The 23,232-nt window shown below is 56.3% G+C and carries 24 protein-coding genes, 1 tRNA gene and 2 pseudogenes; 13 read left to right on the top strand and 14 right to left on the bottom strand.

From position 1 onward, the window contains the following. Nucleotides 1–2: 2 nt before the first annotated feature. The 5 genes from MVB78_RS10480 to MVB78_RS10460 form a co-directional block, all read right to left on the bottom strand. On the bottom strand, nucleotides 3–644 hold the full coding sequence (locus MVB78_RS10480) for an alanyl-tRNA editing protein (protein WP_297491338.1): 642 nt from the start codon (nucleotides 642–644) through the stop codon (nucleotides 3–5). Nucleotides 645–713: 69 nt separating this feature from the next. Then, nucleotides 714–2,351 (bottom strand): CGP-CTERM sorting domain-containing protein, encoded by a 1,638-nt coding sequence (locus MVB78_RS10475; RefSeq protein WP_297491146.1) that lies wholly within the window; start codon nucleotides 2,349–2,351, stop codon nucleotides 714–716. 172 nt (nucleotides 2,352–2,523) lie between these two features. Beyond that, entirely contained in the window at nucleotides 2,524–2,979 is a 456-nt protein-coding gene (locus MVB78_RS10470; protein WP_297491143.1) for a NifB/NifX family molybdenum-iron cluster-binding protein, read from the bottom strand. Between the two features lie 54 nt (nucleotides 2,980–3,033). Further along, the gene (locus MVB78_RS10465; protein ID WP_297491141.1) at nucleotides 3,034–3,249 is read right to left on the bottom strand and encodes a hypothetical protein; all 216 of its coding nucleotides are present in this window, start codon (nucleotides 3,247–3,249) and stop codon (nucleotides 3,034–3,036) included. A gap of 45 nt (nucleotides 3,250–3,294) precedes the next feature. After that, entirely contained in the window at nucleotides 3,295–3,885 is a 591-nt protein-coding gene (locus MVB78_RS10460) for a NifB/NifX family molybdenum-iron cluster-binding protein (protein ID WP_297491336.1), read from the bottom strand. 101 nt (nucleotides 3,886–3,986) lie between these two features. Between MVB78_RS10460 and MVB78_RS10455 the strand changes: the two genes are divergently transcribed. Then, entirely contained in the window at nucleotides 3,987–4,394 is a 408-nt protein-coding gene (locus tag MVB78_RS10455) for a NifB/NifX family molybdenum-iron cluster-binding protein (protein ID WP_297491333.1), read from the top strand. Nucleotides 4,395–4,398: 4 nt separating this feature from the next. Here MVB78_RS10455 and MVB78_RS10450 read toward each other — a convergent pair whose 3' ends face one another. Continuing rightward, nucleotides 4,399–4,851 (bottom strand): HAD family hydrolase, encoded by a 453-nt coding sequence (locus tag MVB78_RS10450; RefSeq protein WP_297491330.1) that lies wholly within the window; start codon nucleotides 4,849–4,851, stop codon nucleotides 4,399–4,401. 164 nt (nucleotides 4,852–5,015) lie between these two features. Between MVB78_RS10450 and MVB78_RS10445 the strand changes: the two genes are divergently transcribed. From MVB78_RS10445 to MVB78_RS10430, 4 genes are all read left to right on the top strand, one after another. After that, on the top strand, nucleotides 5,016–5,762 hold the full coding sequence (locus tag MVB78_RS10445; protein WP_297491139.1) for a phosphatase PAP2 family protein: 747 nt from the start codon (nucleotides 5,016–5,018) through the stop codon (nucleotides 5,760–5,762). Nucleotides 5,763–5,808: 46 nt separating this feature from the next. Beyond that, a tRNA-Thr gene (locus MVB78_RS10440) sits at nucleotides 5,809–5,885 on the top strand. Nucleotides 5,886–5,938: 53 nt separating this feature from the next. Next, nucleotides 5,939–6,328, top strand: a complete 390-nt coding sequence (locus MVB78_RS10435; RefSeq protein ID WP_297491137.1) for a DUF2240 family protein — start codon at nucleotides 5,939–5,941, stop codon at nucleotides 6,326–6,328. A 53-nt stretch (nucleotides 6,329–6,381) separates the two neighbouring features. Further along, complete coding sequence (locus tag MVB78_RS10430) at nucleotides 6,382–6,933, top strand: nicotinamidase (protein WP_297491328.1); 552 nt, start codon at nucleotides 6,382–6,384, stop codon at nucleotides 6,931–6,933. Here the strand turns inward: MVB78_RS10430 and MVB78_RS10425 are convergent. Continuing rightward, nucleotides 6,891–7,925 (bottom strand): AI-2E family transporter, encoded by a 1,035-nt coding sequence (locus MVB78_RS10425; RefSeq protein ID WP_297491327.1) that lies wholly within the window; start codon nucleotides 7,923–7,925, stop codon nucleotides 6,891–6,893. The two genes, MVB78_RS10430 and MVB78_RS10425, sit on opposite strands and share 43 nt — an antisense overlap. Nucleotides 7,926–7,969: 44 nt before the next feature. On the opposite strand from MVB78_RS10425, the gene MVB78_RS10420 reads away from it, so the two are divergent. Further along, nucleotides 7,970–8,257 carry a hypothetical protein gene (locus MVB78_RS10420; RefSeq protein ID WP_297491135.1) on the top strand — a complete coding sequence of 96 codons (288 nt, stop codon included), beginning with the start codon at nucleotides 7,970–7,972 and terminating at the stop codon, nucleotides 8,255–8,257. A gap of 15 nt (nucleotides 8,258–8,272) precedes the next feature. Further along, nucleotides 8,273–8,956 (top strand): DUF4152 family protein, encoded by a 684-nt coding sequence (locus tag MVB78_RS10415; RefSeq protein ID WP_297491131.1) that lies wholly within the window; start codon nucleotides 8,273–8,275, stop codon nucleotides 8,954–8,956. 77 nt (nucleotides 8,957–9,033) lie between these two features. On the opposite strand, the gene iorA is transcribed toward MVB78_RS10415, so the two are convergent. After that, on the bottom strand, nucleotides 9,034–10,944 hold the full coding sequence (gene iorA, locus MVB78_RS10410) for an indolepyruvate ferredoxin oxidoreductase subunit alpha (RefSeq protein ID WP_297491324.1): 1,911 nt from the start codon (nucleotides 10,942–10,944) through the stop codon (nucleotides 9,034–9,036). Nucleotides 10,945–11,126: 182 nt separating this feature from the next. Between iorA and MVB78_RS10405 the strand changes: the two genes are divergently transcribed. Genes MVB78_RS10405 through MVB78_RS10395 form a run of 3 tightly spaced genes read left to right on the top strand, consistent with a single transcriptional unit; the run spans nucleotide 11,127 to nucleotide 14,168 of the window. Beyond that, a complete protein-coding gene (locus MVB78_RS10405) occupies nucleotides 11,127–12,047 on the top strand; it encodes an isoaspartyl peptidase/L-asparaginase family protein (protein WP_297491321.1) in 921 nt (306 codons plus the stop codon). Then, nucleotides 12,047–13,228 carry an MFS transporter gene (locus MVB78_RS10400; protein WP_297491129.1) on the top strand — a complete coding sequence of 394 codons (1,182 nt, stop codon included), beginning with the start codon at nucleotides 12,047–12,049 and terminating at the stop codon, nucleotides 13,226–13,228. The genes MVB78_RS10405 and MVB78_RS10400 overlap by 1 nt, the downstream gene beginning before the upstream one ends. After that, the gene (locus MVB78_RS10395; RefSeq protein WP_297491126.1) at nucleotides 13,221–14,168 is read left to right on the top strand and encodes a radical SAM protein; all 948 of its coding nucleotides are present in this window, start codon (nucleotides 13,221–13,223) and stop codon (nucleotides 14,166–14,168) included. The genes MVB78_RS10400 and MVB78_RS10395 overlap by 8 nt, the downstream gene beginning before the upstream one ends. Here the strand turns inward: MVB78_RS10395 and MVB78_RS10390 are convergent. Then, complete coding sequence (locus MVB78_RS10390) at nucleotides 14,137–14,628, bottom strand: hypothetical protein (protein ID WP_297491122.1); 492 nt, start codon at nucleotides 14,626–14,628, stop codon at nucleotides 14,137–14,139. The two genes, MVB78_RS10395 and MVB78_RS10390, sit on opposite strands and share 32 nt — an antisense overlap. Further along, nucleotides 14,618–15,553 (bottom strand): serine/threonine-protein kinase RIO2, encoded by a 936-nt coding sequence (locus tag MVB78_RS10385; protein ID WP_297491318.1) that lies wholly within the window; start codon nucleotides 15,551–15,553, stop codon nucleotides 14,618–14,620. The genes MVB78_RS10390 and MVB78_RS10385 overlap by 11 nt, the downstream gene beginning before the upstream one ends. A 115-nt stretch (nucleotides 15,554–15,668) precedes the next feature. Between MVB78_RS10385 and MVB78_RS10380 the strand changes: the two genes are divergently transcribed. Together MVB78_RS10380 and pheT are read left to right on the top strand one after the other, a co-directional pair. Next, complete coding sequence (locus MVB78_RS10380) at nucleotides 15,669–17,171, top strand: phenylalanine--tRNA ligase subunit alpha (protein ID WP_297491119.1); 1,503 nt, start codon at nucleotides 15,669–15,671, stop codon at nucleotides 17,169–17,171. Between the two features lie 10 nt (nucleotides 17,172–17,181). Continuing rightward, nucleotides 17,182–18,906, top strand: a complete 1,725-nt coding sequence (pheT, locus tag MVB78_RS10375; RefSeq protein ID WP_297491316.1) for a phenylalanine--tRNA ligase subunit beta — start codon at nucleotides 17,182–17,184, stop codon at nucleotides 18,904–18,906. 206 nt (nucleotides 18,907–19,112) lie between these two features. Here the strand turns inward: pheT and thyX are convergent, their stop codons facing one another. From thyX to MVB78_RS10355, 4 genes and pseudogenes are all read right to left on the bottom strand, one after another. Next, nucleotides 19,113–19,568, bottom strand: coding sequence for an FAD-dependent thymidylate synthase (gene thyX / locus MVB78_RS10370; RefSeq protein ID WP_366940160.1), 456 nt, complete (start codon nucleotides 19,566–19,568; stop codon nucleotides 19,113–19,115). A gap of 120 nt (nucleotides 19,569–19,688) precedes the next feature. Next, nucleotides 19,689–19,922, bottom strand: a pseudogene (locus tag MVB78_RS10365) (LAGLIDADG family homing endonuclease); the annotation flags it as partial. A gap of 507 nt (nucleotides 19,923–20,429) precedes the next feature. Then, nucleotides 20,430–20,762: pseudogene (locus tag MVB78_RS10360) on the bottom strand (FAD-dependent thymidylate synthase); the annotation flags it as partial. Nucleotides 20,763–20,868: 106 nt separating this feature from the next. Beyond that, entirely contained in the window at nucleotides 20,869–21,552 is a 684-nt protein-coding gene (locus MVB78_RS10355) for a hypothetical protein (protein WP_297491117.1), read from the bottom strand. A gap of 266 nt (nucleotides 21,553–21,818) precedes the next feature. On the opposite strand from MVB78_RS10355, the gene argF reads away from it, so the two are divergent. Then, nucleotides 21,819–22,766: an ornithine carbamoyltransferase gene (gene argF / locus MVB78_RS10350; RefSeq protein WP_297491309.1), complete on the top strand. Its 948-nt coding sequence runs from the start codon at nucleotides 21,819–21,821 to the stop codon at nucleotides 22,764–22,766. The last annotated feature ends 466 nt before the right edge of the window (nucleotides 22,767–23,232 follow it).

Genomic DNA, 23,232 nt, shown 5'->3' with positions numbered 1-23,232 from the left:
CATCATCCCTCAAGCCATATCTCAAGCCTCTGCTTTCCCCTTCCGAGGCTGGAGCGCTTGAGCTTCCTCAAATGTCCTATCTCTTTTATGTCCCTGACGTGGGTTCCACCGCAGGGGATGACCTCGAAGTCCCTTATCTGGGTGTAGCGCGTTTCCCCTTCCCACCAAATCTTCATCTCGCCACCCTCATCGACGTAGCGGTTGAAGGCCTCGATGATTTTCTCCTTGTATTTGTTGACGTTCTCCGGGTAGAGTATGTCGTAGCGGCCCTTCTCGGCGCTCATCCCGCTCCCGTAGAGCTCCCACTTCCCGGGAAGGACTTCGTTGAGGACGTGCTCTAAAAGATGCATCGCACTGTGGATCCTCATGAGCTTGTACCTGTAGTCCCAGTCTATTCTGAGCTCGACCTCATCGCCGGGCCTGAACTTCTCCGGCTCGGCAACGACGTGCCAGACGTTTCCGGCATCGTCTTTGTAAACGTCGAGGACTTCAGCGCCGCTTATCGTCCCCCTGTCGTGCGGCTGGCCACCGCCGGTCGGGTAGAAAATTGTCTGGTCGAGCAGGAGTGCGTTGCCCCTGGCCTCTAAGACCTTCGCTTTGGCCTCCTTCAGATAGGCGTCCTCGTAGTAGAGCTTCCTCGTCACGTTCATCACCCCGGAATAGTTGGCGGGCACCATTTAAATGGATATCGAAAAGGTGAAAAGGGAAGCCGCTCAGCGGCGTCTCCTGCGGAGGAAGATCGGAACGATGGCGAGGCCTATGAGCGCGGCGGGCCCGCAGATGCCGCGGCCTTTTTTAGTGGTGGAGCCACTCAGAGAACTGCTTGAAGAAGACCCAGGGGATTCGGAAGAGGACACCGAGGGGAGGTGAATCGAGGCCGTTGTTATGGACGAGGGAGCCGACGATGAGCTGGACGCTGTCGTCCCGCTGGCGGTTGAGGTTACGGTGGGCTCGCAGGATGGGAGGTAAACTGCCTTAACGTTCGAGGAGCTGACTACGGCTTTGGGAGTTACTGCCAACGTCTCACTGGGGGAGACCTGGGCGCTGCCCTCCTTCACGGCGGCCTTTACATCAGAGACCTTTGCCTCTGTGCCAACGCCGCACTTGAAGGGAGGATGCTTAATTTCGAACCCTCCGTTTCCCCCAAGCCTGATGACCCATGCCTCAGCGCCAGAGCCGGGGATGTATGTCCGGCCGGCTATAAGGATGTCACCGTTTGGGGCAAAGGTAACTCCATTGGCAGTATCGTCGTGTTTTTCTCCGTATGTTTTCTCCCATTCCACGTTTCCCTCGCTGTCTAACTTGAGAACCCAGATGTCCTTTCCCCCTGCCCCGAAGCTGTAGGTGCCCCCAGCCACGATTATGTCCCCACTGGGACTCAGAGAGACTGCATTTGCGTAATCATCCTTCTTTCCCCCGTAGGCCTTCTCCCACTTAGCATTTCCATCCCCATCAAGCCGGAGAACCCAGACGTCAGAGGCGCCGGCACCGAAGCTCGACGTGTCTCCGGCAACGATGATGTCACCGTTCGGGGCAATGGCAACCGCGTTGGCTTCGTCACTCCCCTTTCCACCGTAGGTTTTCTGCCAGATAACGCTTCCGTTTCCCTTCAAACGGAGGATCCATGCGTCCCAATCGCCTGCGCCGAAGCTCTCGGTGTAGCCCGAAACGACGATGTTCCCGCCCGGGGTTAGGGTGACCCCGTAGGCTTCGTCGTCCCCCGTTCCCCCATATGTCATCTGCCACTTTACGTCCCCACTGGGGCTTAGTCTCATGACCCAGACATCCGCGTTGCCTGCCCCAAAGCTTGAGGTGCTTCCAGCCGTTATGATGTCACCGTTCGGAGCAATGGCGACGGCGTTTGTGTACTCATCATCCTCTCCGCCGTAGGTTCTCTGCCACTTCACGTTCCCCCTGCCGTCGAGTCTTATGACCAACGTATCCCATCCCCCATTTCCAAAGCTTGAGGTGTCCCCGACTACCACTATGTCACCGTTCGGGGCAATGGCAACCGCGTTGGCGTAATCGTCATCGCTTCCACCGAAGGTTTTCTGCCAGATAATACTACCGTTTCCACTCAAACGGAGAACCCAGACGTCAGAGCCCCCAGCACCGAAGCCGAAGGTGTTTCCCGCAATTATAATGTCACCGTTCGGGGCAATGGCGATCGCATTGGCGTCGCTGATGGTAACCCTGTTTGCCCCGTTGCTACTTACTCCCCCATACACTGCCGCCCAGGTTGTGCTGGGTTCACCCAGATGACCGGCCTCAACCAACTTTGGGGCGGTCAAAAGGCTGAGCACCAGCAGAAAAGCCCACGACAGTGCGAGCAAGGCTCTTCTGCACCCCATTATATGGCCCCCTTGCGCAATCCATAGTGGAACAATACCGTGCTTGGCTTAATAACACTATCCCAACAGGACCCCCTATCAAGAAGGCGGGAATTTCAAAAGAAAATGCAGTTCTGAAGTGTGCTATTAATCCCCTGTCAATGGGAGCAAAGGGAATATGAAAGGGCAAAAGCTACCAGCCGCTCCTTCCACGTCCTCTGCCCATTCCCCTTCCGCGGCCCCTTCCTCTGCCCATTCCGGGGCCGTAGCCGCCGTAACCACCCATTCCACCGCCTTCAGGCCCCATAACCGGGCCTGAGAGCTCTCCTCTAAGGAAGGCCTCAACGGCCTCCCTTACCGTCATGGTCGCTGGCGCGGAGACCATCCTTATCCCGGCAGCCTGAAGGGCGCCGTAGGAGTTCGGCCCGAACTCACCGGAGATTACGACATCGGCGCCCTGATCAATAACGAACTGGGCCGCGGTGACTCCAGCACCTCTCGGCTGAGTGTAGCCGGGGTTCGGGAGCACTTGGACGTTGGTTATCGTGCCGTTCTGCACGTCGACTATCGTAAAGGTTGGAGTTCTCCCAAAGGCCGGGTTCACCCTGTCGTCGAGACCCCCGGTTAAGGTTGGAACTATGATCCTCATCCTATCACCTCCGCAAAAATTAGGACGACCGAACTTAAAAAAGTTTGCATACGCTCAGAACGGCCCGAACGCTCTGGGGCGCGCCCTGATGAGCTTCCATAGTAGGAGGAGCACCAGCAGACCGAGGGCGTACGGAAGGGCCACGAGAAAGAGCTTCAGCAGAAAGTAGAGGACGCCAAGCAGTATGAGAATCTCGACCAGCCAGTAAACCCCGCGGAGGGGGTAGAACCCTCTCCCCCTGCCGTAGCCTCTACCCATCCCCCTTGGCATTTTTTAGCCCCCTGATGCCATACAGATCAAAAGGGGAAAAAGAGCTCACCACCAGCCGAAGAACCTTGCGAGCCACGCTCTCCTGCTCGGCTGACCTGTCCACGGGCAGTAGCCGAGCCTCGCTCCCCAGCCTCTGCCCCTTCCCCATCCTCTTCCGAATCCTCTTCCCCTGCCCCAGCCTCTTCCCCAGCCGAAGCCATAAGCCGGAGCGGGGTACGGACCGTAGGCCGGCGTTGGAGCAGTCGGAGCAGTGGGGGGCACTGGAGCGGTTGGTGCAGCCGGTGCAGGCAGGGTGAACTCGCGGGCAGTTCCACTGACGACTGCCTTTATCGCCTCCTCAACCGGAGTTCCAGGGGCGACCTGGTAGAGCTTCATGCCCGCTGCCTGTATCGCTCCGAGGGCGTTCGGGCCCACCTGTGGTGCTATTATCGCCTCAACGCCCTCGTTGATGAGCGTCTGAACCGCTATTGGACCGGCTCCTCCGCCGGCCATCGTAGCCCCGTTCTGGATGACCTTCTCGTTGATAACGTTGCCCTTCTCGTCCACCTCCGCTATGTAGAAGGCTGGGGCACGTGCAAAGACCGGTGCAACGGTGTCGTTCCTACCTCCACCATTCGTCGGAACCGCGACCCTCATACATATCACCTCCATTATTTTGTGCATATGCACACCATTTAAACTTTTCGGCATCCCTAACCCTTATAAGCCCCGGACTGGATGGCGTGGCGGTGGTGCCTATGACGAGGTGTCTCAGGGTCGCCTTTGGAATGGAGGATGAGGGGCATTTAATTGACGCGCACTACGGTGACTCAGAGTTCTTCGCGGTCTATGAGGTCTGCGAGGACGGGAGGATTAAACTCCTCGAAAAGAGGCCCAACAAAGCCAAGGACTTTGAGGAGGAACATGGGGATCCGAGGAAGTTCAAGGCCGTCGTGAGCCAGCTCCTCGACGTTGACGTCCTCGCCGCCTTCAGAATGGGTCCAAACTTCCTGAGGATAAGGGACAGAACCAACAAGGTGGCCTTCTTCACGAGGACGAGGGATCTAAAGCTCGCCCTTCAGAGGGTCGTGGAAAACTTTAGCTCGCTCTGGGAGCAGGTTCGGGACAAGAGGGAGAGAATAGGGGAGGCCATGCTCGAAGGCTGACCCTTTACCTCCTGAGGGTTGCGACGAGCTTTCTCTCGTCCAGGAGCATTTCCATTGCGTCTTTTACATCCCTGACGGCGATGTCGCTGGCGAGGAGTGCATCCACCGTTGCTCCTTCTGGCCCGATTACGCAGAAGGCAAGCTCAGCGGCTTCGAGCATCGCCACGTCGTTGTTGCCGTTTCCAACGGCGGCGTATGGGCTGTAGGTTCCTGCTATCTTTGCCTTCTCAACCCCGTCCCTCACCCTCTCGATCCTTACGGGAAGGCCTTCCATCTCCTCACCTAGGGTTCCAAAGGTGTCGGAGCTGAGGATCACGACGGTGTACCTTTCGCAGAGCTTCCTGAGGAGTTCCTTCACCTCCTTACTCACCCTCCCAGCTTCACCGAGGGTTCCGTTGAGGTCGAAGAGAACCGCGCTAAACTTAACCATGCCGTAGTTTGGAACCTCAACCTCCATTGAGACCACCGTTCACCGTCTGCCCTATCTTTAAAAAGGCTTTACGTACAACTTCAAAAAAGGTTAAAAAGACTATTCGGTAGTAGAACAGGGGGAAATGCATGGGGGCGAGACCTTCACTGAAAGGACTCAAAGGGTCTCTGGGGGCTCTGCATGATAAGGAGGTGCTAATAAGGCTTGACGTGTTCCTCCTGCTCTACTTCGGCTGGATGGCCTTCACCTTCATGTACTCATTTGTTGAGAAATACAGCAGGGACGTGACTGGGGCGCTCCTGAGGCTACCCTTCACCTCAAGGCCATTCGTACTCTCCCTCATCAGCTTTGTCCACTCAGTGCCCCCCCTCTACTACCTCATGAAGGGAACCTACTACATAGGCTTTACGGGCTCCATAGCCCTAACGGTGTTCTTCGTTCTCATGTACTGGCGCGACCTGCCCCTTTCGGACGAGCTCGCCGCCCGGTACCTGCTCGCATACGTCACGTGCGGCGGCGCCTACATGCTCTTCCACGTCTACGCTCCCCACCACGTTTACCACATAAGCGTTTTCTCCCCTGGTTCAACGTACCTAACGCAGGAGGAGTTCGTCCTCCCCTCACTTCACAACACGATAGCGGCCCTTAACATCCTGACCCTGTGGAAGTACAGGAAAAATATCTGGGGCGCAGCTTTGATAGCCCTCAACACCCTCGTTCCCTTCTCAACCCTCTTTCTCGGCCACCACTGGCTCTACGATGCCCTGGCCGGCATAGTGCTCGCCGCCCTCATCGGGAACGTCACGGAGGGCCACAGGATCAAAGTCCATGAGAGCCTGAAGGGCATCAACGTCAAGGGGATTCAGCTGGCCACGGCGATAGGTTTCCTCGTCAGCGTTTACGTGCTCCTCATAGCCCTTACCATGCCGAAGCCCTGAGCGGGAAAAGCTTATAAAGCATCCCCCCATTTTTCAATCGGCCTTTGCCGGGGTAGCCTAGCTCGGTAGGGCGGGGGACTCGTAATCCCCAGGTCCCGGGTTCAAATCCCGGTCCCGGCTCCATTTTCCATCGCCACGTTTTTATAGCCCTTTAAACAACATCCAGCGGTGATCCCGTGCACCCCCTGGAGAGCGCCATGAAGGTTAAGGGCGGCAGCAGGTTCTCCCGCCGGGAGCTCATCGGCCTCCTGTCCTTCACCCTCCGCTTGATGAGTCCCTCCGAGGCCAAAACCTCGATAAGGAAGTGGATCGAAGAGGGGCTCCTCGTGGAGGAAGAAGGGGAGCTCGTCGTCGTTGAGGAGAAGCTCGGTGAGGCCCCGGACGTTTTTGAGGAAATGCTGGATTACGTTTCTTCCCAGCTGGGATGGTCCAGGGAGGAGACCCTTGAGGAGGCGGAGAGGCTCTCCGAGCGGTACGGCAACCTTGACGTTAAGCTCCTCCTGTACCTCCTCGGCCTCGACAGGGGGCTTGACATGTCGGCCTTCAGGGACAGGCTTGAGCTGTGAGGGGACTGGAAAGCCTTTTGAGCTTTCGAAGGTACGGTGAATTGGTGGGGACGATGCCAGGAGAAGCGCTCATAGTTGTTGACATGCAGAGGGACTTCATGCCTGGAGGAGCCCTTCCGGTGCCCGGTGCGGACGGGATTATACCGGTTGTCGAGGAGTGCATACGGAAGTTCAAGTCCCGGGGAGCCCTCGTTGTGGCCACGAGGGACTGGCACCCGCCCGACCACATGAGCTTCAGGGAGAGGGGAGGGCCCTGGCCGAGACACTGCGTCAGGGGCACGGCGGGAGCGGAGTTCGTCGTTGAGCTTCCCGAGGACGCCATCGTGGTATCAAAGGCCACGGAACCGGATAGGGAAGCCTACTCGGGTTTTGAAGGCACCGGGCTGAGCGGGATCCTCAGGGGAAAGGGTGTCGTGAGGGTCTACGTCTGCGGCGTTGCGACGGAGTACTGCGTTAGGGCGACGGCACTCGACGCAGTGAAGGAGGGCTTTGAGACCTACCTCATCAGGGACGCCGTTAAGGGCATAAACCCGGCCGACGAGGAAAAGGCGCTTGAAGAGCTTCAATCCGCCGGCGTTAAGCTCGTTGACTGCTCCTCAGTCTGAAGGGCATGCCTTTCCTTCCACTCTTTTATCAAAACGAGGGCCATGCTCAGGATTATCGGGCCGAGGAGGATGCCCTTTAGTCCAAAGGCCCAGGCCCCCCCAAGCATCCCAACGAAGACCAAGGTTTCGTCCAGATCGGCGTCCCTGGCCACAAGCATCGGCCTTATTGTGTAATCTGGGAGGGGGGAGACGAGGGCGAAGCCGTAGATTGATATGCCGACTGCCCTTATGATGCTCCCGTGGATCACGAAGTACACCGCCGCGGCCACCCAGAGCATCCAGCCTTCGAGGAGGGGGACGAAGCTGAAGACGAAGGTCAGGAAGCCCGCGACCACCGCGGTGTACACGTCTGAAACCCCGAAAAGGAGGTAGCCGATGGTCATGAGAACGCTCTTGGCGAGGTTGAGGAGGAGCCAGGCCCTTACGAGGGCGCTCATTGTCCTGTCGAGCCTTCCCACCGCTTCCTCCAAGAGGTTCTTTCGCTCCGGTGGGGCGAGGCTCATTATGAAGGGCAGCACCCTGTCGCTGTAGACGAGGGAGTAGTAAAAGGTGAAGACCAGGACCGTGAGCTGGAGGAGGTAGCCTGGTATGGAGAAGGTGAATGAAGATACGTAATCAGAAACGCGGGGCAGGAGCTGCGTCCTCGTATCGAAGACAAACTTTCCGATGGACGGCGGCAGGTTCAGGGCCGTCAGCCAGTTCATTACGTCACTCAGGCTGTGGTAGAAGGTCTGGAGGAGGTTCACCGAGACGAGGGCCATGAGCGCGAAGAGGAGACCGCCGATGAAGAGCATGAGAACCGTCAGAGCAATGGCGGAGTAGTAATCCCCTATCCTGCCCTTCAGCAATCGGTGGATCGGGTAGACCAGGTAGGCCAAGACTACCCCGAAGAATATGGCGGTGACCAGGGGCTCCACGGTCTTCCAGGATACGTAGAGGATCACCAGCACGACCGCCGCCCACGTTGCTTTCCCCAGTTTTTCCCTGTTCATCGCCACCGTTAGGTTTTTTACACTCTTGGAGTTATAAAGCTAAGGTGGACAAGGTGGGAGCCTCGGACGGTGTGTTCCGGAACCTCTTGGAAATGGCTGAGAGAAAGCTTGAAGAACCATCGGGTGAGCTTGAGGCACTCAGCATGCTCATCGTGGCCGCCGTTTACAGGGAGACGGGCCGTTTGATGTCCCCCGCGGTGGCGCGTGAGTCCTTCAAAATAAGGTTCCCTGAAAGGCGGGCCCTCCTGCTCCCCCTGGAGGAGGAAGTTGGGGGAGAGCCTGCCCGTGAGAGCGCTGAGGAGCTTCTTAGATACCTCAAATCCGGGCTTTGAGATGGGTGATGCTCTATGAGGATAATCGCAGCCGATACCGGTGGCGCCCTGCTCGACGATGCCTACAACCCGGTGGGGCTTATAGCGACGGTGGCCGTCCTCGTTGAGAAGCCCTACAGGACGGCGACGCTCAGCGAGGTCAGGTACGCCGATCCCTTCAACTACGACATGAGCGGAAGGCAGGCCGTGAGGGACGAGGCCTTTCTCGCGGTTGAACTCGCGATGAAGTTGAGACCGGATGTGATCCACCTCGACTCGACGATAGGCGGCATAGAGGTCAGGAAGCTCGACGAGCCGACAATAGACGCTTTGACCATAACCGACCGCGGAAAGGAGGTGTGGAAGGACCTCGCTAAGGATCTCCAGCCACTGGCAAAGAGGCTCTGGGAAGAAACGGGTATCGAGATGGTAGCCATCGGGAAATCGAGCGTCCCGGTGCGGATAGCGGAGATTTACTCCGGTTTGTACACGGCCAAGTGGGCCATCGAGCGCGCAAGGAATGAAGGCAGGATCGTTGTTGGACTTCCCAGATACATGGGCGTCGAGCTCCGCCCCGGAAAGATCTACGGCGAGAGCCTCGATCCGCGCGAGGGCGGTCTCTTCGGGGAGATTGAGGCAAAAACTGAGGGAATCGGCTGGGAGCTGTATCCAAACCCGCTCGTGAGAAGGTACATGGTCTTGGAAGTATGGAGGGAATGAGAGAGATTTAACCCTCCCCACTTAGTGTTGATTGCCACGTTCGATGCTGACTTTGAAGCCCTAAAAATAGTAAGGGGCTAAGCCCCCCTCTTCAGCTCGCTCGGGAACTTTATGGCGTCGAAGGGGCACGTCTGGTTGCAGACGCCGCAGCCGGTGCAGAGGAGTTCGTCTATCCTGACCTTGTTAGTCTCGGGGTCGTAGATTAGCGCCGGACATCCAGTCAGGAGTATGCACGCTTTACAGCCCGTACACCTGTCCTCGACGACTATTGGCTTCTCCCCGATCTCCCCGCGTCTTATCACCGGGATGACGCACTCGCGTCTCGCTATCACCACTGCAGGCCCCTCGACCTTCATGGCCTCCTCTATCGCCTCCCTTGTCTCCTTGAGGTTGTAGGGGTCGACCGTTTTCACGTACTTGACACCGAGCGCTTTAACCAGCGCCTCGATGTCTATCTCGTTGAACTTCCTGCCCGTCTCGCTTCCGCCGGTTCCCGGGTGCGGCTGGTGGCCGGTCATCGCGGTTGTCCTGTTGTCGAGGATCATTACCAAAACGTTCAGGTTCTTGTAGACGGCGTCTATCAGGGGAGGTATCCCGTTGTGGAAGAACGTTGAATCCCCGATCGTCGCTATGATCTTCTTGTCCATGACGATGCTCTGGCCGTTCGCCAGGCTGATGCTCGCGCCCATGACGAACTCCGTCCAGATGGCCTCAAGGGGTGGGAGGAGCGATAACGCGTAGCAGCCTATGTCGCCGTGTATCGGAACTTTATAGCGGCCGAGCTTCAGGTCCCTGAGGGCATCTAACGCGGCCCTGTAGCTCCCGCGATGGGGGCAGCCGGGGCACATCACTGGCGGTCTCTTTGGTGCCAAGCTTTCCGCCAGCTTTATCTCCTCCGGCTTCTCGTAGGCCTCTTCCGCCTCACCAATGAGTCTGAGAAGGGCGTTTTTCACAAGACTGGGCGTTAGCTCTCCCTCAAGGGGTAGATGCCCAGTCCTCTTGCCGTAAATCGGGACGTTTAAGCCGGCTTCGTAGGCCGCGACCTTAACCTCCTCCTCAAGGAACGGAGCCCCCTCGTCCACAACGATCGCGTAGTCAAGGCCCTTCAGGAACTCAACGACCAGCTTCCTCGGGAGCGGGTGTGGAGTTGAGAGCTTGAGTACCCTGAACTCAGCGTTAACCTCCGGCAGGACCTCCTTCACGTAGTTGTAGGGTGCGCCTTCGACGATTATTCCGATTTTGGCGTCTTCTTTCCCCTCGGTCCAGTTGAAGGGCATCGAATTGAACTCCTCCTCTATCTTAGCTAAGGTCTCGTTGAGCCACCTATGGCGCTTTCTGTTGCCCTCCATGCTGGCCCTTACGTATCTCTCAATGTCCTTCTTGAAGACCGGCTTCCTGTCGAGCTCGATGAACTCGCCGACCTCCACATCGGCCGTCGTGTGGTTAACCCTCGTCGTCGTTCGGAAGATCACCGGAACCTTATAGCGCTCGCTCAGTTCGTAGGCGTACTTTATCAGGTCGTGGGCCTCCTGGGGGTCAGCTGGTTCAAGAACTGGCAGCAGGGAGAGTTTTCCATAGTAGCGGTCGTCCTGCTCCGTTTGGGATGTGTGGGGGCCTGGATCGTCCGCCACGAGGACAACGAGACCTCCCTCAACTCCCGAGTAAGCCAAACTCATGAGGGGATCGGCGGCGACGTTTAAACCCACGCACTTCATCGTGACGAGCGCCCTTAAGCCGGTGTAGGCAACCCCTGCGGCCTCCTCCAGGGCAACCTTCTCGTTGGGCGCCCACTCTGCGAAGACCTCCGGGTGGAGATGGGCTATCGTCTCTACGACCTCCGTTGAGGGCGTTCCAGGGTAGCCTGTTGCGAAGACGACACCGCTCTCAAGGGCGCCGTAGGCTATCGCCTCGTTGCCCATGAGGAGCTTTCTCTCCCGTTTTTTAAGATGACGGGATGACGCGGTCAAAGGGCTCTCGGCCGCTTCCATGATGACCACCACAGGGATTTGGGGAGAGGGTATAAAACTTGTGGCTCGGAAAAAGTTGTTCAAGGCCGAAAAATATTCAAAACAGCGGCCGCTCCCGGGGGGGCCACCGGCTGGTCATCGAGGAGGGCCGGAAAAAGATAAGCCTTTTAACCTTTCGACCTCTTTTTTATCGGGTGCCCCACATGGTTGCGATAATAGTTCACGGCGGTGCCGGGACGATAAGGAAGGAGGACAGAATTCCAAAGGTCATAGCTGGCGTCAGGGAAGCCCTCTTAGCCGGCTGGAGAGAGCTTAAGCGCGGCTCCGCCCTCGATGCCGTTGAGGAAGCGGTTAAATCCCTTGAGGACAATCCCCTCTTCAACGCCGGAACCGGGAGCGTTTTGACGCTCGACGGCAGGGTTGAGATGGACGCTGCAATAATGCGCGGGAAGACCCTTGAGGCAGGCGCGGTAGCTGGGATCTGGGGGGTTAAGAACCCGATAAGCGTCGCCAGGAAGGTGATGGAGAGAACCGACCACGTGCTCCTAACTGGCGAGGGTGCCGTAAAGTTCGCCCGCCTGCTCGGCTTTGAGGAGTACGACCCAGTAACCGAGGAGCGGTTGAAGCAGTGGGAGGAGCTGAGGAAAAAGCTCCTTGAGAAGGGAGAAACCAGGCACTGGAAGAAGCTCAACGAGCTGATAAAGGAGTACCCCGAACTGCTCAGGAGCACGGTTGGGGCGGTGGCCTTCGACGGCGAGGAGGTGGTTGCGGGCACATCAACGGGCGGCGTTTTCCTCAAGGTCTTCGGCAGGGTCGGCGATACTCCAATAATAGGTGGCGGAACCTACGCCAACGAAGTTGCCGGAGCTTCATGCACGGGGCTCGGCGAGGTGGCGATAAAGCTCGCTTTAGCTAAAAGCGCCACCGACTTCGTTCGCCTGGGCATGGACGCTCAGGCCGCGAGTGAGGCCGCTATAAGCCTCGCAACGAAGTACTTTGGCAGGGACACGATGGGCATCATAATGGTTGACTCGAACGGAAACGTCGGCTTTGCCAAGAACACGAGGCATATGAGCCACGCCTTCATGAGGGAAGGCATGAAGGAACCGGAGGCTGGTGTTTAGTGGAGAACTGGCTCAAGGGCGTCTGGCTCCTCAACCTCTCGCTCTTCTTTTTCTTCTTGGGGATAAGCGTTTTGACCCCTGTGGTCTCCCCCTTCCTGGTCAGCCTTCGGGCCGAGCCTTTTCTCGTCGGCCTCATAACGGGCGTTACCTCCGGCCTTTCCCTCCTCTCAAAGCCAATCGGGGGGGCTGTCGGGGACAGGGGCTACCGCTTCCACGCCCTCGTCGGTGGGAACCTGCTCGGTGCCTTAGCAGGAACCCTCTACGCCCTCTCGGCAGTCTCCGGCAACATCTACCTGTTTGCGGTAGGAAGGGCAATCCACGGCTTTTCAATGGGCTTCTTCTTCCCGCCCAGCCTCTCAACTGCCGTTGACCTGGCCCCTCCCGGTAGGGTCGGCGAAACCCTCGGCTGGCGCGGTATGATGTTCTCCCTCGGGAACATAATAGGGCCGGCGCTTGGGGGCTACATCTCTGACGCCCTGGGCTTTTCGGCGGCTTTTTCATTTACCGCCGTTTTCTCTCTTTTAGGGGCCGCCTTTGCCTTTGAGGCGTGGAAGAAAGCCGGGACTTCCCTTGATGGGGAAAACGGCATATCTGGGGAGGGGGCGAGCTACAGGGCGCTCCTTACGGCCACTTTCATCGGCGTGTCCCTGGCGCTGTTCTTCTTCTCAGTCAGCTACTCGGGCGTTACAACTTTTCTGCCCGCCTACTACAAGGTTCTCAGGCTCCCCCAGAGGGTCTTCGGCTACTACATGATGGTTTTAGGCACGTTCTCGCTGGCAACCCGCATGGCCGGTGGAAAGGGGACCGACAGGTGGGGGCCGCTCCCGGTTGCGACCACGGGGATGCTCATAGTTATCGGGGGCTATGCCTCCCTCTACCTCTACCCCCTTCCGCTGCGGTCGTACCTGAGCGCGGCCATAATAGGGGCCGGCTTTGGCCTTTCCGTCCCGGCGATGCAGGTGATGGCGATAGGAAACCTGCCCCAGAGGATAAGGACGATGGGCTCGGGCGTCTACACGATGTTCCTCGACCTCGGCACCTTAGCAGGTCAGGTCTCCCTCGGCTACGTCGCCCAGCTCAGGGGTTATGCCGGCGTCTTCCCCCTGCTCCCGGCCATAGCGGTGGTGGCACTTTTAACACTCCACCTTCCCCGTTTCGTTGGGGGTGAAGGAAATGGTTGAAATGGTTAGGGTTTCCTACGGCACCGCGATAGCCATGGGTCTCGTAAGGGCGAAGCTCCTTGCTAAGCCGACGACGGCTTACCTCATGACCTACTGGCCCGGGAAGTGCCTGAACGACTGTGCCTTCTGCGCCCAGGCGCGCTCAAGCAGAGCCAACTGGGAAAAGCTCTCCCGCGTCACGTGGCCGGCCTTTGAGCTTGATGAGGTAATCGAGAACCTGCCCAAGGGCAACTTCTCAAGACTCTGCCTCCAGACGGTTGATTATCCGAGGATGCAGGGGGATGTGATTGAGCTGCTCTCCGAGCTATCTGCCCTGGGGCTCCCCGCTTCCCTCTCAATAACCCCGGTTGGGAGGGGACTCCTTGAGGAGTTCAGAGAGTTTGGCGTTGACTACATAGGCGTCGGCCTCGACGTGGCGAGCGAGAGGCTCTTCAATGAGATAAAGCCCGACCTGAGCTGGGGGGAAATCTGGAGGTTTATCGGCGACGTTGTTAGGGTCTTCGGAACTGGAAGGGCGCTCGTTCACATCATCGTCGGCCTCGGTGAGACGGACAGGGAGCTCGTAGAGGCAATGAGAAAGGTTTATAGGATTGGCGGGGACGTTTCCCTCTTCGCATTCACACCGATCAGGGGAACGAGGCTTGAAAAGGCGAAGCCCCCTTCCATGGAGCGCTACCGCAGGATACAGCTGGCAAGGTGGCTCTTAGAGAAGGGAATGGGAGATGCCATAGTCTTCGAGGGAGACTCCATAGCGGGCTTTTCGCTCTCTGAGGAAGAGCTTTCGAGGATTCCCGCCGAGGTTTTCTCGACCCACGGCTGTCCCGGCTGCAACAGGCCCTACTACAACGAGAGGCCGGGGAAGGAGCCCTACAACTACCCCTTCCGGCCCAAAAGGGAAGAGGTCGAGCTCACCCTGAGAGGGCTCTTATTACCTCGTTGAACTCCTCAAGGGAAAAGCTCTCCTCAACTCTTTCTCCCCTTGCGAGTCTTATCAGCGCCTTTACAAAGCGGTGGAGCTCCTCATCTTCTTCAATCAGTTTCAGAGTGCTCTCCATGTTCTCGGTCAGATCGGAGAGCCTCCCGCGCACTTTCATTATCTCAAGGATCCCGCCGAGCCTCTTGAGGCCGAGGCGGTAGTGGTCGTTGCTCGGGGCCCGGGATATGGCCTGGAGGGCGCACTTAACTGCCCCGCGGTAGTTGTCCTCCTGCACGAATATGTCCGCGAGGCGGAAGCAGGCCTCGAAGTAGAACTCGGGCTCGGCTTTAAAGCTCTCGTGAAGAATTTCGTCGAGCTTCCTCTTGGCGGTCTCAAGGTCGTTCCTGTTCTCGGCCTCTATGGCCTCCCGGAACAGCCTCACGATTCTCTCCCTTCTGTTAAGGGGCTCGTACTTAATCACCATCTCCCTCACCCCTGCTCTCCGTCCAAGCTGATTCAAACTCGGGCCAGACCTCCTCGAAGGAAACCCTAACCCCCCATCTCCTCCTGAAGGCGTTGAGTATGACCGTTACGTCCCTCTTCAGGAGTTCGTAGCTCTCCGGGTGGGCCGTCGGGAGGTACTGGGCCCAGTCGATTATCATAATCCCGCCGTCCCTCAGCAGGACGACGTTGAACTCGCTTAAGTCCGAATGCACTATTCCGAAGCGGACGACTTTCAGGTATTCTTCCAGCACCTTATCGAGGACTTTTCTGGCCTCCTCCCTGCTTAAATCCGTGTCGCGGAGCTCTGCGAGCTCATTCCCGTCGATGAATTCCATCACGATGGCGTGCCTGTTCCAGGCTATTGGTTTGGGGACGCTCGCTATCGGGCTCAAGAGCACCAGGGCGTCGTACTCCTTCCTCGCTATGAGCCTCGAAACGTAGAGCCAGCTCGTGTGGTGCTTGTCGCGGAAGACGTTAGAGTGATAGCCGGCTTTCCTCGATGCGGTTCTCCCGCCTATTCTGTTGAATTTAACCGCGACCCTCTCCCCCGAGGGCGTTATCCCGACGTAAACGTCCGCGTCTTTCCCGACGCCTATCTGGGCCGTGCTCATCGCCTCGATGACCCCTTTCTTAGATAGAGCCTTTATCGCGAGGGCATCGTAGCCGTGTATCGTGAGCTGGTAGCCGATGTAGCCTATGTCGCTCCTCCGCCTCACCAGGGACCAGTTGTCGAGCTTCCCCAGCCTGAAGGAAGCTGTCTCAACGTCCACCCTTGCGAACTTCGCTATCTCCTCGAGGGGCACCCACATGTAGCGCCTCATCTTGAGCTCAACGGCCCTGAGCAACCTGAAGTCGAGGTCTTTGAGGTTTGGATAGGCTTCGAGGGCCAACAGTTTGCTCACCATCTTCCTCCCCATCGGATCGCTGGATTCATTTATAAACATAACACCCGGTGCCGCATGAACCGAACCACCGCAATTCTCTTAAGTCCTCCCACTCATCCCCACCGGAGGTGGGGGTATGGAGCTAAGCTATCAGGAAAAACTCACGCTCATAAAACTTGGAGAGCTCAAGAAGGCTAAATTCAAGGAACTGGTGGAGAAGACGGGCCTTGAGCAGGTAGCGGTTATGAGGGCAGCTCTCGGTCTTCAGGCGAAGGGTTTAGCAAAGCTCCACGAGAGGAGCGAGAAGGTCGTTAAGCTCACCGAGACCGGAAGGGAGTACGCTAAAATCGGTCTTCCCGAGTGGAGAGCCCTGAAGGTTCTGAGGGAAAAGGGCAAAGCTACGCTCGATGACCTCAGGGAGGTTCTCAGCGAGGATGAGTTGAAGCCCATCGTAGGCCTCCTCAGGAGGGAAGGCTGGGCGAGCGTTAGGAAAGAGGACGGAAAGCTCGTTCTGGAGGTTACCGAGAAGGGGCTCAAAGCTGAGGAGAGGCCCATTGATAGGGCACTAAAACTTCTGGCAGAGAAGGGAAGCGTGCCCGCGAAGGAGATAGAAAAGCTCGTCCCGCTCAAGGAGCTCAAGAGGAGGAAGATTGGAGGGGAGGAAACCGTAACCGAGAGAACCGTCGAGATAACCCCCGCCGGGGAGGAGCTGGTAAGGAAGGGCATCGAGCTGAAGAAAGAGGTTTCCGTTTTAACGCCCGAGCTCATAAAGTCGGGGAAATGGCGCGAGGTTGAGTTCAGGCGCTTTGATATCAGGGCCCCCGTGAGGAGGATTTATCCGGGCAAGAAGCAACCCTATAGGGCTTTCCTCGACAAGATAAGGAGAAGGCTCATAGAGATGGGCTTCATCGAGATGACCGTTGAGAGCCTCATAGAAACCCAGTTCTGGAACTTCGACGCTCTCTTCCAGCCGCAAAACCACCCCGCCCGCGAGTGGACAGACACCTACCAGCTCAAGTACCCGAAGAGCGGTTACCTACCCGAGAAGGAGCTCGTTGAGAGGGTTAAGACCGCCCATGAACGCGGTTTGGCCGGTTCCCGTGGCTGGGGCTATACTTGGTCTCCTGAGAGGGCCATGCTCCTGATGCCAAGGGCTCACGGAACCGCCCTAAGCGGGAGACAGCTCGCTAAAGGCGTTGAAATACCGGGCAAGTACTTCACGATTCAGCGCGTTTTCAGGCCAGATGTTTTAGACAGGACCCACCTCATCGAGTTCAACCAGGTGGACGGCTTCGTCGTAGGCGAGGATTTAACCTTCAGGCACCTCCTGGGGATTCTGAAGCGCTTCGCGGTGGAGATAGCGGGAGCGAAGAAAGTCAAGTTCCTGCCCGACTACTATCCATTTACGGAACCAAGCGTCCAGATGAGCGCCTACCATCCAGAGCTCGGCTGGGTCGAGTTTGGCGGTGCCGGGATATTCCGCGAGGAGATGACCAAGGCTTTGGGCATAGACGCACCGGTAATAGCGTGGGGAATAGGAATTGACAGATTGGCCATGTTCAAGCTCGGCATTGACGACATCCGCTACCTCTTCAGCTACGATTTGAGGTGGCTCCGGGAAGCGAAGCTGGTGTGGTGAGGTGATGTTCATGCCGAAGTTCGACGTTTCGAAGTCCGACCTTGAAAGGCTCATCGGGAAGAGCTTCACCGTCGAGGAGTGGGAAGACCTCTTCCTCTATGCGAAATGCGAGCTCGACGACTTCTGGGAGGAGAACGGGGAGATATACTTCAAGGCCGACTCAAAGGACACCAACAGGCCCGACCTCTGGAGTGCAGAAGGGATAGCGAGGCAGATCAAGTGGGCGCTCGGAATGGAGAAGGGTCTTCCGAGGTATAAAGTGGAGAAGAGCGACGTTGTGGTTTACGTTGACGAAAAGCTGAAGGATATACGTCCCTACGGTGTCTACGCCATAGTTGAAGGCCTAAAACTCGATGAAGAAGCGTTAAAGCAGATGATAAACCTCCAGGAGAAAGTTGCCTTAACCTTCGGAAGGCGTAGAAGGGAGGTAGCGATTGGCATCTTTGACTTCGACAGAGTGAAGCCTCCAATCTATTACAGGGCAGCAGAAAAGACTGAAAAGTTCGTCCCCCTCGGCTTCACCGAGGAGCTAACGCTTGAGGAAATTCTTGAGAAGCACGAGAAGGGGAAAGAGTACGGGCATCTGATAAAACACAAGCCCTACTACCCGCTCCTCGTCGACAGCGAGGGCAAAGTACTCTCGATGCCGCCGATTATCAACTCCGAGATAACAGGAAGGGTAACGACCGAAACTAAGAACGTCTTCGTTGACGTGACCGGGTGGGATCTGAGGAAGATCATGCTGGCTTTGAACGTCGTCGTTACTGCTTTATCTGAACGCGGTGGAAAAATCAGGAGCGTGAAGGTAATCTACCCCGACTTCGAGATTGAAACACCAGACCTGACGCCAAAGCCCTTCGAGGTCGAGCTGGACTACATAAGGAAGTTAGCAGGCCTTGAGCTGAGCGACGGGGAAATAAAGGAGCTCCTTGAGAGGATGATGTACGGGGTTAAACTCGAAGATGGAAGGGCAAAGCTCCTTTATCCGGCCTTCCGCGACGATATAATGCACGCGAGGGACGTTTTGGAGGATGTCCTAATAGCATACGGCTACAACGAGATCGAGCCGGAAGAGCCTAAGCTTGCCGTTCAGGGCAGGGGGGACAAGTTCACTGACTTTGAGGATGCCGTGAGGGAACTCATGGTCGGCTTTGGCCTGCAGGAGGTAATGACCTTCAACCTGACCAACAGGGAGGCCCAGTTTTCAAAGATGCATCTCCCCTGCGGGGAGCACCCTGAGGAGTGCGCGGACTACTTCAACCACCCGCCGACTGAGCTCGTCGAGATAGAGAACCCGGTAAGTCCGAAGTGGTCGGCCCTGAGGAACTGGCTTTTGCCGAGCCTGCTCGACTTTCTGAGCCAGAACACCCACGAAGAATACCCGCAGAAAATCTTTGAAGTCGGGAAGGCGACGCTGATAGATGAGAGCAGAGAAACAAAAACGGTGAGCGAGAGCAAATTAGCGGTTGCTCTGGCACATCCGCGCGTTACCTTCACGGAGGCCAAGGAAATACTCGACTCGGTAATGAGGCACCTCGGCTTTGAGTACGAGCTTGAAGAGGTCGAACACCCGAGCTTCATTCCCGGCAGGGCTGGAAAAATAGTCGTCGGAGGGGAGGTGATAGGGGTTATCGGGGAGGTTCATCCGACAGTCCTTGAGAACTGGGGCTTAGAGATGTCCGTCGCTACCTTTGAGCTCTTCCTGAGGCCCCTCTACACCGACCCCTACCTATGAGCCCTCTCCCAGATTTTTCTTTACCCTTTCATACATCAGCTCGAAGTTCGTCAGGTTTATCAAGAGTTCGGCATCAGGTACCTCCACCATCGCTGACCACCCTCTAAAGTTCGGGCGGGGGGTTATCAATCTTTTGGCAGAAAGGCTGAAAAAGTGCTAAATAATGCAGAAGATTTCTGGAAAATTTGAATAAATGACAACAAAAATCAATCTTCCCTAACGGCAGAGAGCAGTCCCTTCCATCTCTCCCTCGTTCTCTTCCAGCAGCCGGGGGGCATAAGCTCGCCCTCGGGGCAGTAGCCGAGCTGTATACAGCGTGGCCCGAGCTTCGCCCACTTTATTATCGGCCTAAGCTCTTCGTTCTTCGCTATCTCCTCTAACATCTTCCATGCAACTTCCCTTATCTCCCACTGGGCCCTCTCGCAGGCCCTCAGACCGAGGAAGTGCTTCAGCTCGCGGAGGTTCATCGTGACAACTATCTTCGTCCTCACAGCCTGGGGTAGGATGAAGCGCGCGTCCTCTTTTGGAACCCCCTCCTGGACGGACTTAACGTAGAGATCCCTAGCGTCTCTCATCAGGTCGTACCAGCGGTACGCTAAAAATGGATCCTCCAAAACGCTTTCGGGTATTGTGAACTCATACTCTGCGAGTCTCCTGCGTATGGCGCTCTGAATCCTCCCCCTAAGCTCTGGAAGAACGGCAAGGACCTTGAGTAGGTTGGCTCTCCTTGTCAGGAATGGATCAGCATCTCTGTAGAGGATTCTTAGCAGTTCTTCGGAACTCCTGCCCTTGGTGTAGCGGAGGTATCCAACCTCTCTGTTTTCATAGTATCTCAATGCACCCTCGGGAAGCCCCAGCTCAGACAGCATAAACATCGTATCTTCAAGGGCCTTCTTGCTCGAGCTAACGAACGTCACCTCAGCCCTCTGGAAAGTACCGTCCTTGAAGACCACCTTAATGTACCCGTCCCCATCCAGGTAGCCCCTGAGAAAGTGGGGCCAGAGGTCTTTGGACATCCCTTTGATAACCCTCTCAAAACTTAGGGTTTTCGCCTTTCTCTCTGAAACTCCCCACCTCTTGAGGTCTTCGATTAGCTTCTTGTTTCCAACCCATAGCCTGACGGTGTTCCTGCCCTTTTGAGCCCTTACCCGTATTCCACGTCCAATATGCTCTGCTATCTCTATTAGGAGGGTTTTTTCGAGGTTTTTCTGATCAATTATAAGGGCATTCCTTGCCTCGTTGATGCTGCCGTCTGCCATGATAAAACCTAAGATATAAGCCCTGTCCGGATCGCTGATATCCTCGAAGAAGTTCTCATTCACGATCCTTCCGTTGTAAGCTTCCCCAGCTTTCCGCGGGCTGACGCCATACGCCCTTAGTATTGAGAGAACCGAAGTGGGGTGAAGCCCTACTATCTTCGCTATTTGCCACGACGAGAGGCCATCTTCAAGGTACCATTTGACGATCTCCTCTTCCTGGTTTATGCTGAGCTTGCAGTGCGGGTTTCTCTTTTCCCCTGAGGGCTCGGGAAGTTTGTATTCCTTTAAATCTACAGAAGACACGAATTGATACCGCTGTGACTGTTGGGTATAGCTTGCGAGCCTATGTCTAACTAGTTGATGGCTGCAAACGCGAGAACATCCCTCAATGGCAAAGGTCAGCGTCGCGTGCTCAAGGATTGACTCGTGGCCGTAGCCGAGAACCCTCGGGAGGTGCATCTCGACGTCCTTCTCGCTCATCCGCTCAAAGGCCCCGGTTTCCCAGCCCTCCCAGTAGCTTATCAGTGCCGCCCAGGTGACAGTTTCAAGGGGTCTCTTTGTATAGTTGACAAGGGTTATCCGGATTTTATCATCCATGCCTGCCACAGGGAATAGGGGGACGTGGAGTTTATTAGGTTTTTGAGGGATTAAGGGATAGACTTCGATATTTTAAGACCTTCTTTTGAGACTTCATTAGAGCCTCTCAACCAGTTATTTTCAGCACGTCCCCCTCACCTCCCTCTGCAACGAGGAGGTAAATGTTGGCGCTGTCCTTGGTTTCCAGCACGAGCAGAAAGTTGCGACCCTTCTTAAAGAGAACGCCGTTGGGAAGCGCCTTGATCCTGTGGTACCCGGAACCCTCAAGCGAGTTCACGTAGTCGTCTATGTACTTCCCGGGGCTCTGGGGGTAGTCAAGACGGAAGGCCTCGGTTATTCTGGACTCTTCGGGTGTTTCTCCGTACTTCAATTTCGAGATTATAATGGATGTCTCCTTAGGGTACACGTAGAGTGCCAGATACACCCTCCCGGAAAGCGTTATGTTTGAGGGAGAAACGCCGGGGAGAATTAGACCGGTCCAGTTCTCGGAAAAGCCTTCGAGCGCCTTAAAGTAGCATGTTGGCCTCTTTTTCGTCCAGTTTGAGGGTTCAAAGTTAAAGATGCCAGCGAGCACGTGCATCGGGCTCCCGTTTACAATCTCGTCAACGGCCACACCTTTAAATCTCGCCCAGGGCGGAAAGCCCGGCCCGCTGACGATTGGTGGTTTGACTCCACTCACGTTCACGGATACCGTTGAGAAACACTGGACATCCCCGTGATACCGGATGGCTTCCACTGTTACCGCCAACAGCACCAGCAGCAACAGAACTATGGCGTGGGATCTTCTCATTGAACCACCTTCCTGGGCACCGTCTCAATTAAAGCAGAGCGGTAAAGTCCTTAAAAGGATTTCACAAACGTTCGCTCTGAGCGGAAGCGTTGGCACCCCAGGCGCAACAGGAGGCACCGAGGCATAGCGGGTATCAGTCCAGGTCGTTTGCGCCATTACCTTTGGAAAATCCCTCCAGCTCTAAATCCAAAGAATTTCAGAATAGGGCCATCCAATACGACGAAAGGGTTATTAAACTCCCTCCCCAGCCTTAGACGGTGATGCACATGGTGGTTAGCCTTGCCGGAAGGGACGTCCTCTGCCTTCAAGACTTCACGAGGGAGGAGCTTGAGACGATTCTCAAGACGGCCGAGATGATGAAGATATGGAACAAGATTGGAAAGCCGCACCGCGTTCTTGAGGGGAAGACTCTGGCAATGATTTTCCAGAAGCCGTCAACGAGAACGAGGATTTCATTCGAGGTTGGCATCTATCAGCTCGGTGGCTACGGCCTCTACCTCAACGCCCAGGATTTACAGCTCCGTAGGGGGGAGACGATTGCCGACACGGCTAGAGTTCTCAGCAGGTACGTAGACGGGATAATGGCGAGGGTTTACGCCCACAAAGATGTTGAAGACCTCGCCAAGTACGCGAGCGTTCCCGTCATAAACGGTTTAAGCGACTTCAGTCATCCATGCCAGGCTTTAGCGGACTACCAGACAATACTCGAAAAGAAGGGTCGCATAGCGGGCCTTAAAATCGTCTACGTCGGCGATGGGAACAACGTGGCACATTCACTCATGATAGCGGGCACAAAGCTCGGGGCAAACGTTGTAGTTGCAACACCCGAGGGCTACGAGCCTGACGAGAGGGTTATCAAGTGGGCCGAGAAGAACGCGGCCGAGAGCGGTGGTTCCTTTGAGCTCCTCCACGACCCGGCTAAAGCCGTTAAAGACGCCGACGTCATCTACACCGACGTCTGGGCGAGCATGGGACAGGAGGCAGAAGCAGAGCAGAGGAGAAAGATATTCAGGCCCTTCCAGGTCAACAAGGAGCTTGTAAAGCACGCTAAACCTGATTACATCTTCATGCACTGCCTCCCGGCCCACAGGGGCGAGGAAGTTACTGACGACGTCATAGACAGTCCGAACAGCGTAGTCTTCGACCAGGCAGAGAACCGCTTGCACGCCCAGAAAGCGGTTATGGCCCTCGTCATGGGCGGGATTAAGGTTTGAGGGTTTTTCTCCCTCACTTTGTTTTCCATCTAACCCTTGGCCTGCCCTGAAAGCCCGTTTTCATAGATGGTGCGGTTGGTGAAAGTCAATTTTCATAAAAACGGCGGTTTATGAAAGTGAGCTTTCATAATTTGGGCTTTTTGTAAAAGTCCACTTTCACAAACGGCGAATCTTTTAAACCCGCCAACTCAAAACATGCTCCTTTCCCTCGACTACTCAAACCTTCGCGGAGCGGCATTACGCCCTTTATCCCCTTAGAGTTACCACTTGTAGCGAACGAATAACGTTCTCTTTTCTCCATTGCCTGGCCCCAACTGCTAAAATCCTGTGAGGTTGAACCTGAAACTGGAGAAAAGGAAAAAAAGGCTCACAATTGCGCTCAGGCCCACTCGAAGGCAGCACCCCAACCGGGGATAATTGTGTACGTTAGGTAATACCTGCGAGGGAAGTATCCTCCGTAGAAAGG

The sequence above is a fragment of the Thermococcus sp. genome (genome assembly GCF_026991495.1).
GTDB lineage: Archaea > Methanobacteriota_B > Thermococci > Thermococcales > Thermococcaceae > Thermococcus.
The sequence above is the reverse complement of the archived record's forward strand: the minus strand, read 5'-3'. Positions and strand labels throughout refer to the sequence as shown.

What these genes read in the sequence shown, in the direction of transcription:
- iorA (WP_297491324.1), bottom strand. Translation starts at nt 10,944, where the DNA reads ATGGAAGCGGCCGAGAGCCCTTTGACCGCGTCATCCCGTCATCTTAAA.
- MVB78_RS10355 (WP_297491117.1), bottom strand. Translation starts at nt 21,552, where the DNA reads ATGAGAAGATCCCACGCCATAGTTCTGTTGCTGCTGGTGCTGTTGGCG.
- MVB78_RS10460 (WP_297491336.1), bottom strand. Translation starts at nt 3,885, where the DNA reads ATGAGGGTCGCGGTTCCGACGAATGGTGGAGGTAGGAACGACACCGTT.
- MVB78_RS10450 (WP_297491330.1), bottom strand. Translation starts at nt 4,851, where the DNA reads ATGGAGGTTGAGGTTCCAAACTACGGCATGGTTAAGTTTAGCGCGGTT.
- MVB78_RS10470 (WP_297491143.1), bottom strand. Translation starts at nt 2,979, where the DNA reads ATGAGGATCATAGTTCCAACCTTAACCGGGGGTCTCGACGACAGGGTG.
- MVB78_RS10390 (WP_297491122.1), bottom strand. Translation starts at nt 14,628, where the DNA reads ATGGTGATTAAGTACGAGCCCCTTAACAGAAGGGAGAGAATCGTGAGG.
- MVB78_RS10430 (WP_297491328.1), top strand. Translation starts at nt 6,382, where the DNA reads ATGCCAGGAGAAGCGCTCATAGTTGTTGACATGCAGAGGGACTTCATG.
- MVB78_RS10425 (WP_297491327.1), bottom strand. Translation starts at nt 7,925, where the DNA reads ATGAACAGGGAAAAACTGGGGAAAGCAACGTGGGCGGCGGTCGTGCTG.
- MVB78_RS10465 (WP_297491141.1), bottom strand. Translation starts at nt 3,249, where the DNA reads ATGCCAAGGGGGATGGGTAGAGGCTACGGCAGGGGGAGAGGGTTCTAC.
- pheT (WP_297491316.1), top strand. Translation starts at nt 17,182, where the DNA reads ATGCCGAAGTTCGACGTTTCGAAGTCCGACCTTGAAAGGCTCATCGGG.
- MVB78_RS10415 (WP_297491131.1), top strand. Translation starts at nt 8,273, where the DNA reads ATGAGGATAATCGCAGCCGATACCGGTGGCGCCCTGCTCGACGATGCC.
- MVB78_RS10395 (WP_297491126.1), top strand. Translation starts at nt 13,221, where the DNA reads ATGGTTGAAATGGTTAGGGTTTCCTACGGCACCGCGATAGCCATGGGT.
- MVB78_RS10455 (WP_297491333.1), top strand. Translation starts at nt 3,987, where the DNA reads ATGACGAGGTGTCTCAGGGTCGCCTTTGGAATGGAGGATGAGGGGCAT.
- argF (WP_297491309.1), top strand. Translation starts at nt 21,819, where the DNA reads ATGGTGGTTAGCCTTGCCGGAAGGGACGTCCTCTGCCTTCAAGACTTC.
- MVB78_RS10405 (WP_297491321.1), top strand. Translation starts at nt 11,127, where the DNA reads ATGGTTGCGATAATAGTTCACGGCGGTGCCGGGACGATAAGGAAGGAG.
- MVB78_RS10475 (WP_297491146.1), bottom strand. Translation starts at nt 2,351, where the DNA reads ATGGGGTGCAGAAGAGCCTTGCTCGCACTGTCGTGGGCTTTTCTGCTG.
- MVB78_RS10380 (WP_297491119.1), top strand. Translation starts at nt 15,669, where the DNA reads ATGGAGCTAAGCTATCAGGAAAAACTCACGCTCATAAAACTTGGAGAG.
- MVB78_RS10385 (WP_297491318.1), bottom strand. Translation starts at nt 15,553, where the DNA reads ATGGTGAGCAAACTGTTGGCCCTCGAAGCCTATCCAAACCTCAAAGAC.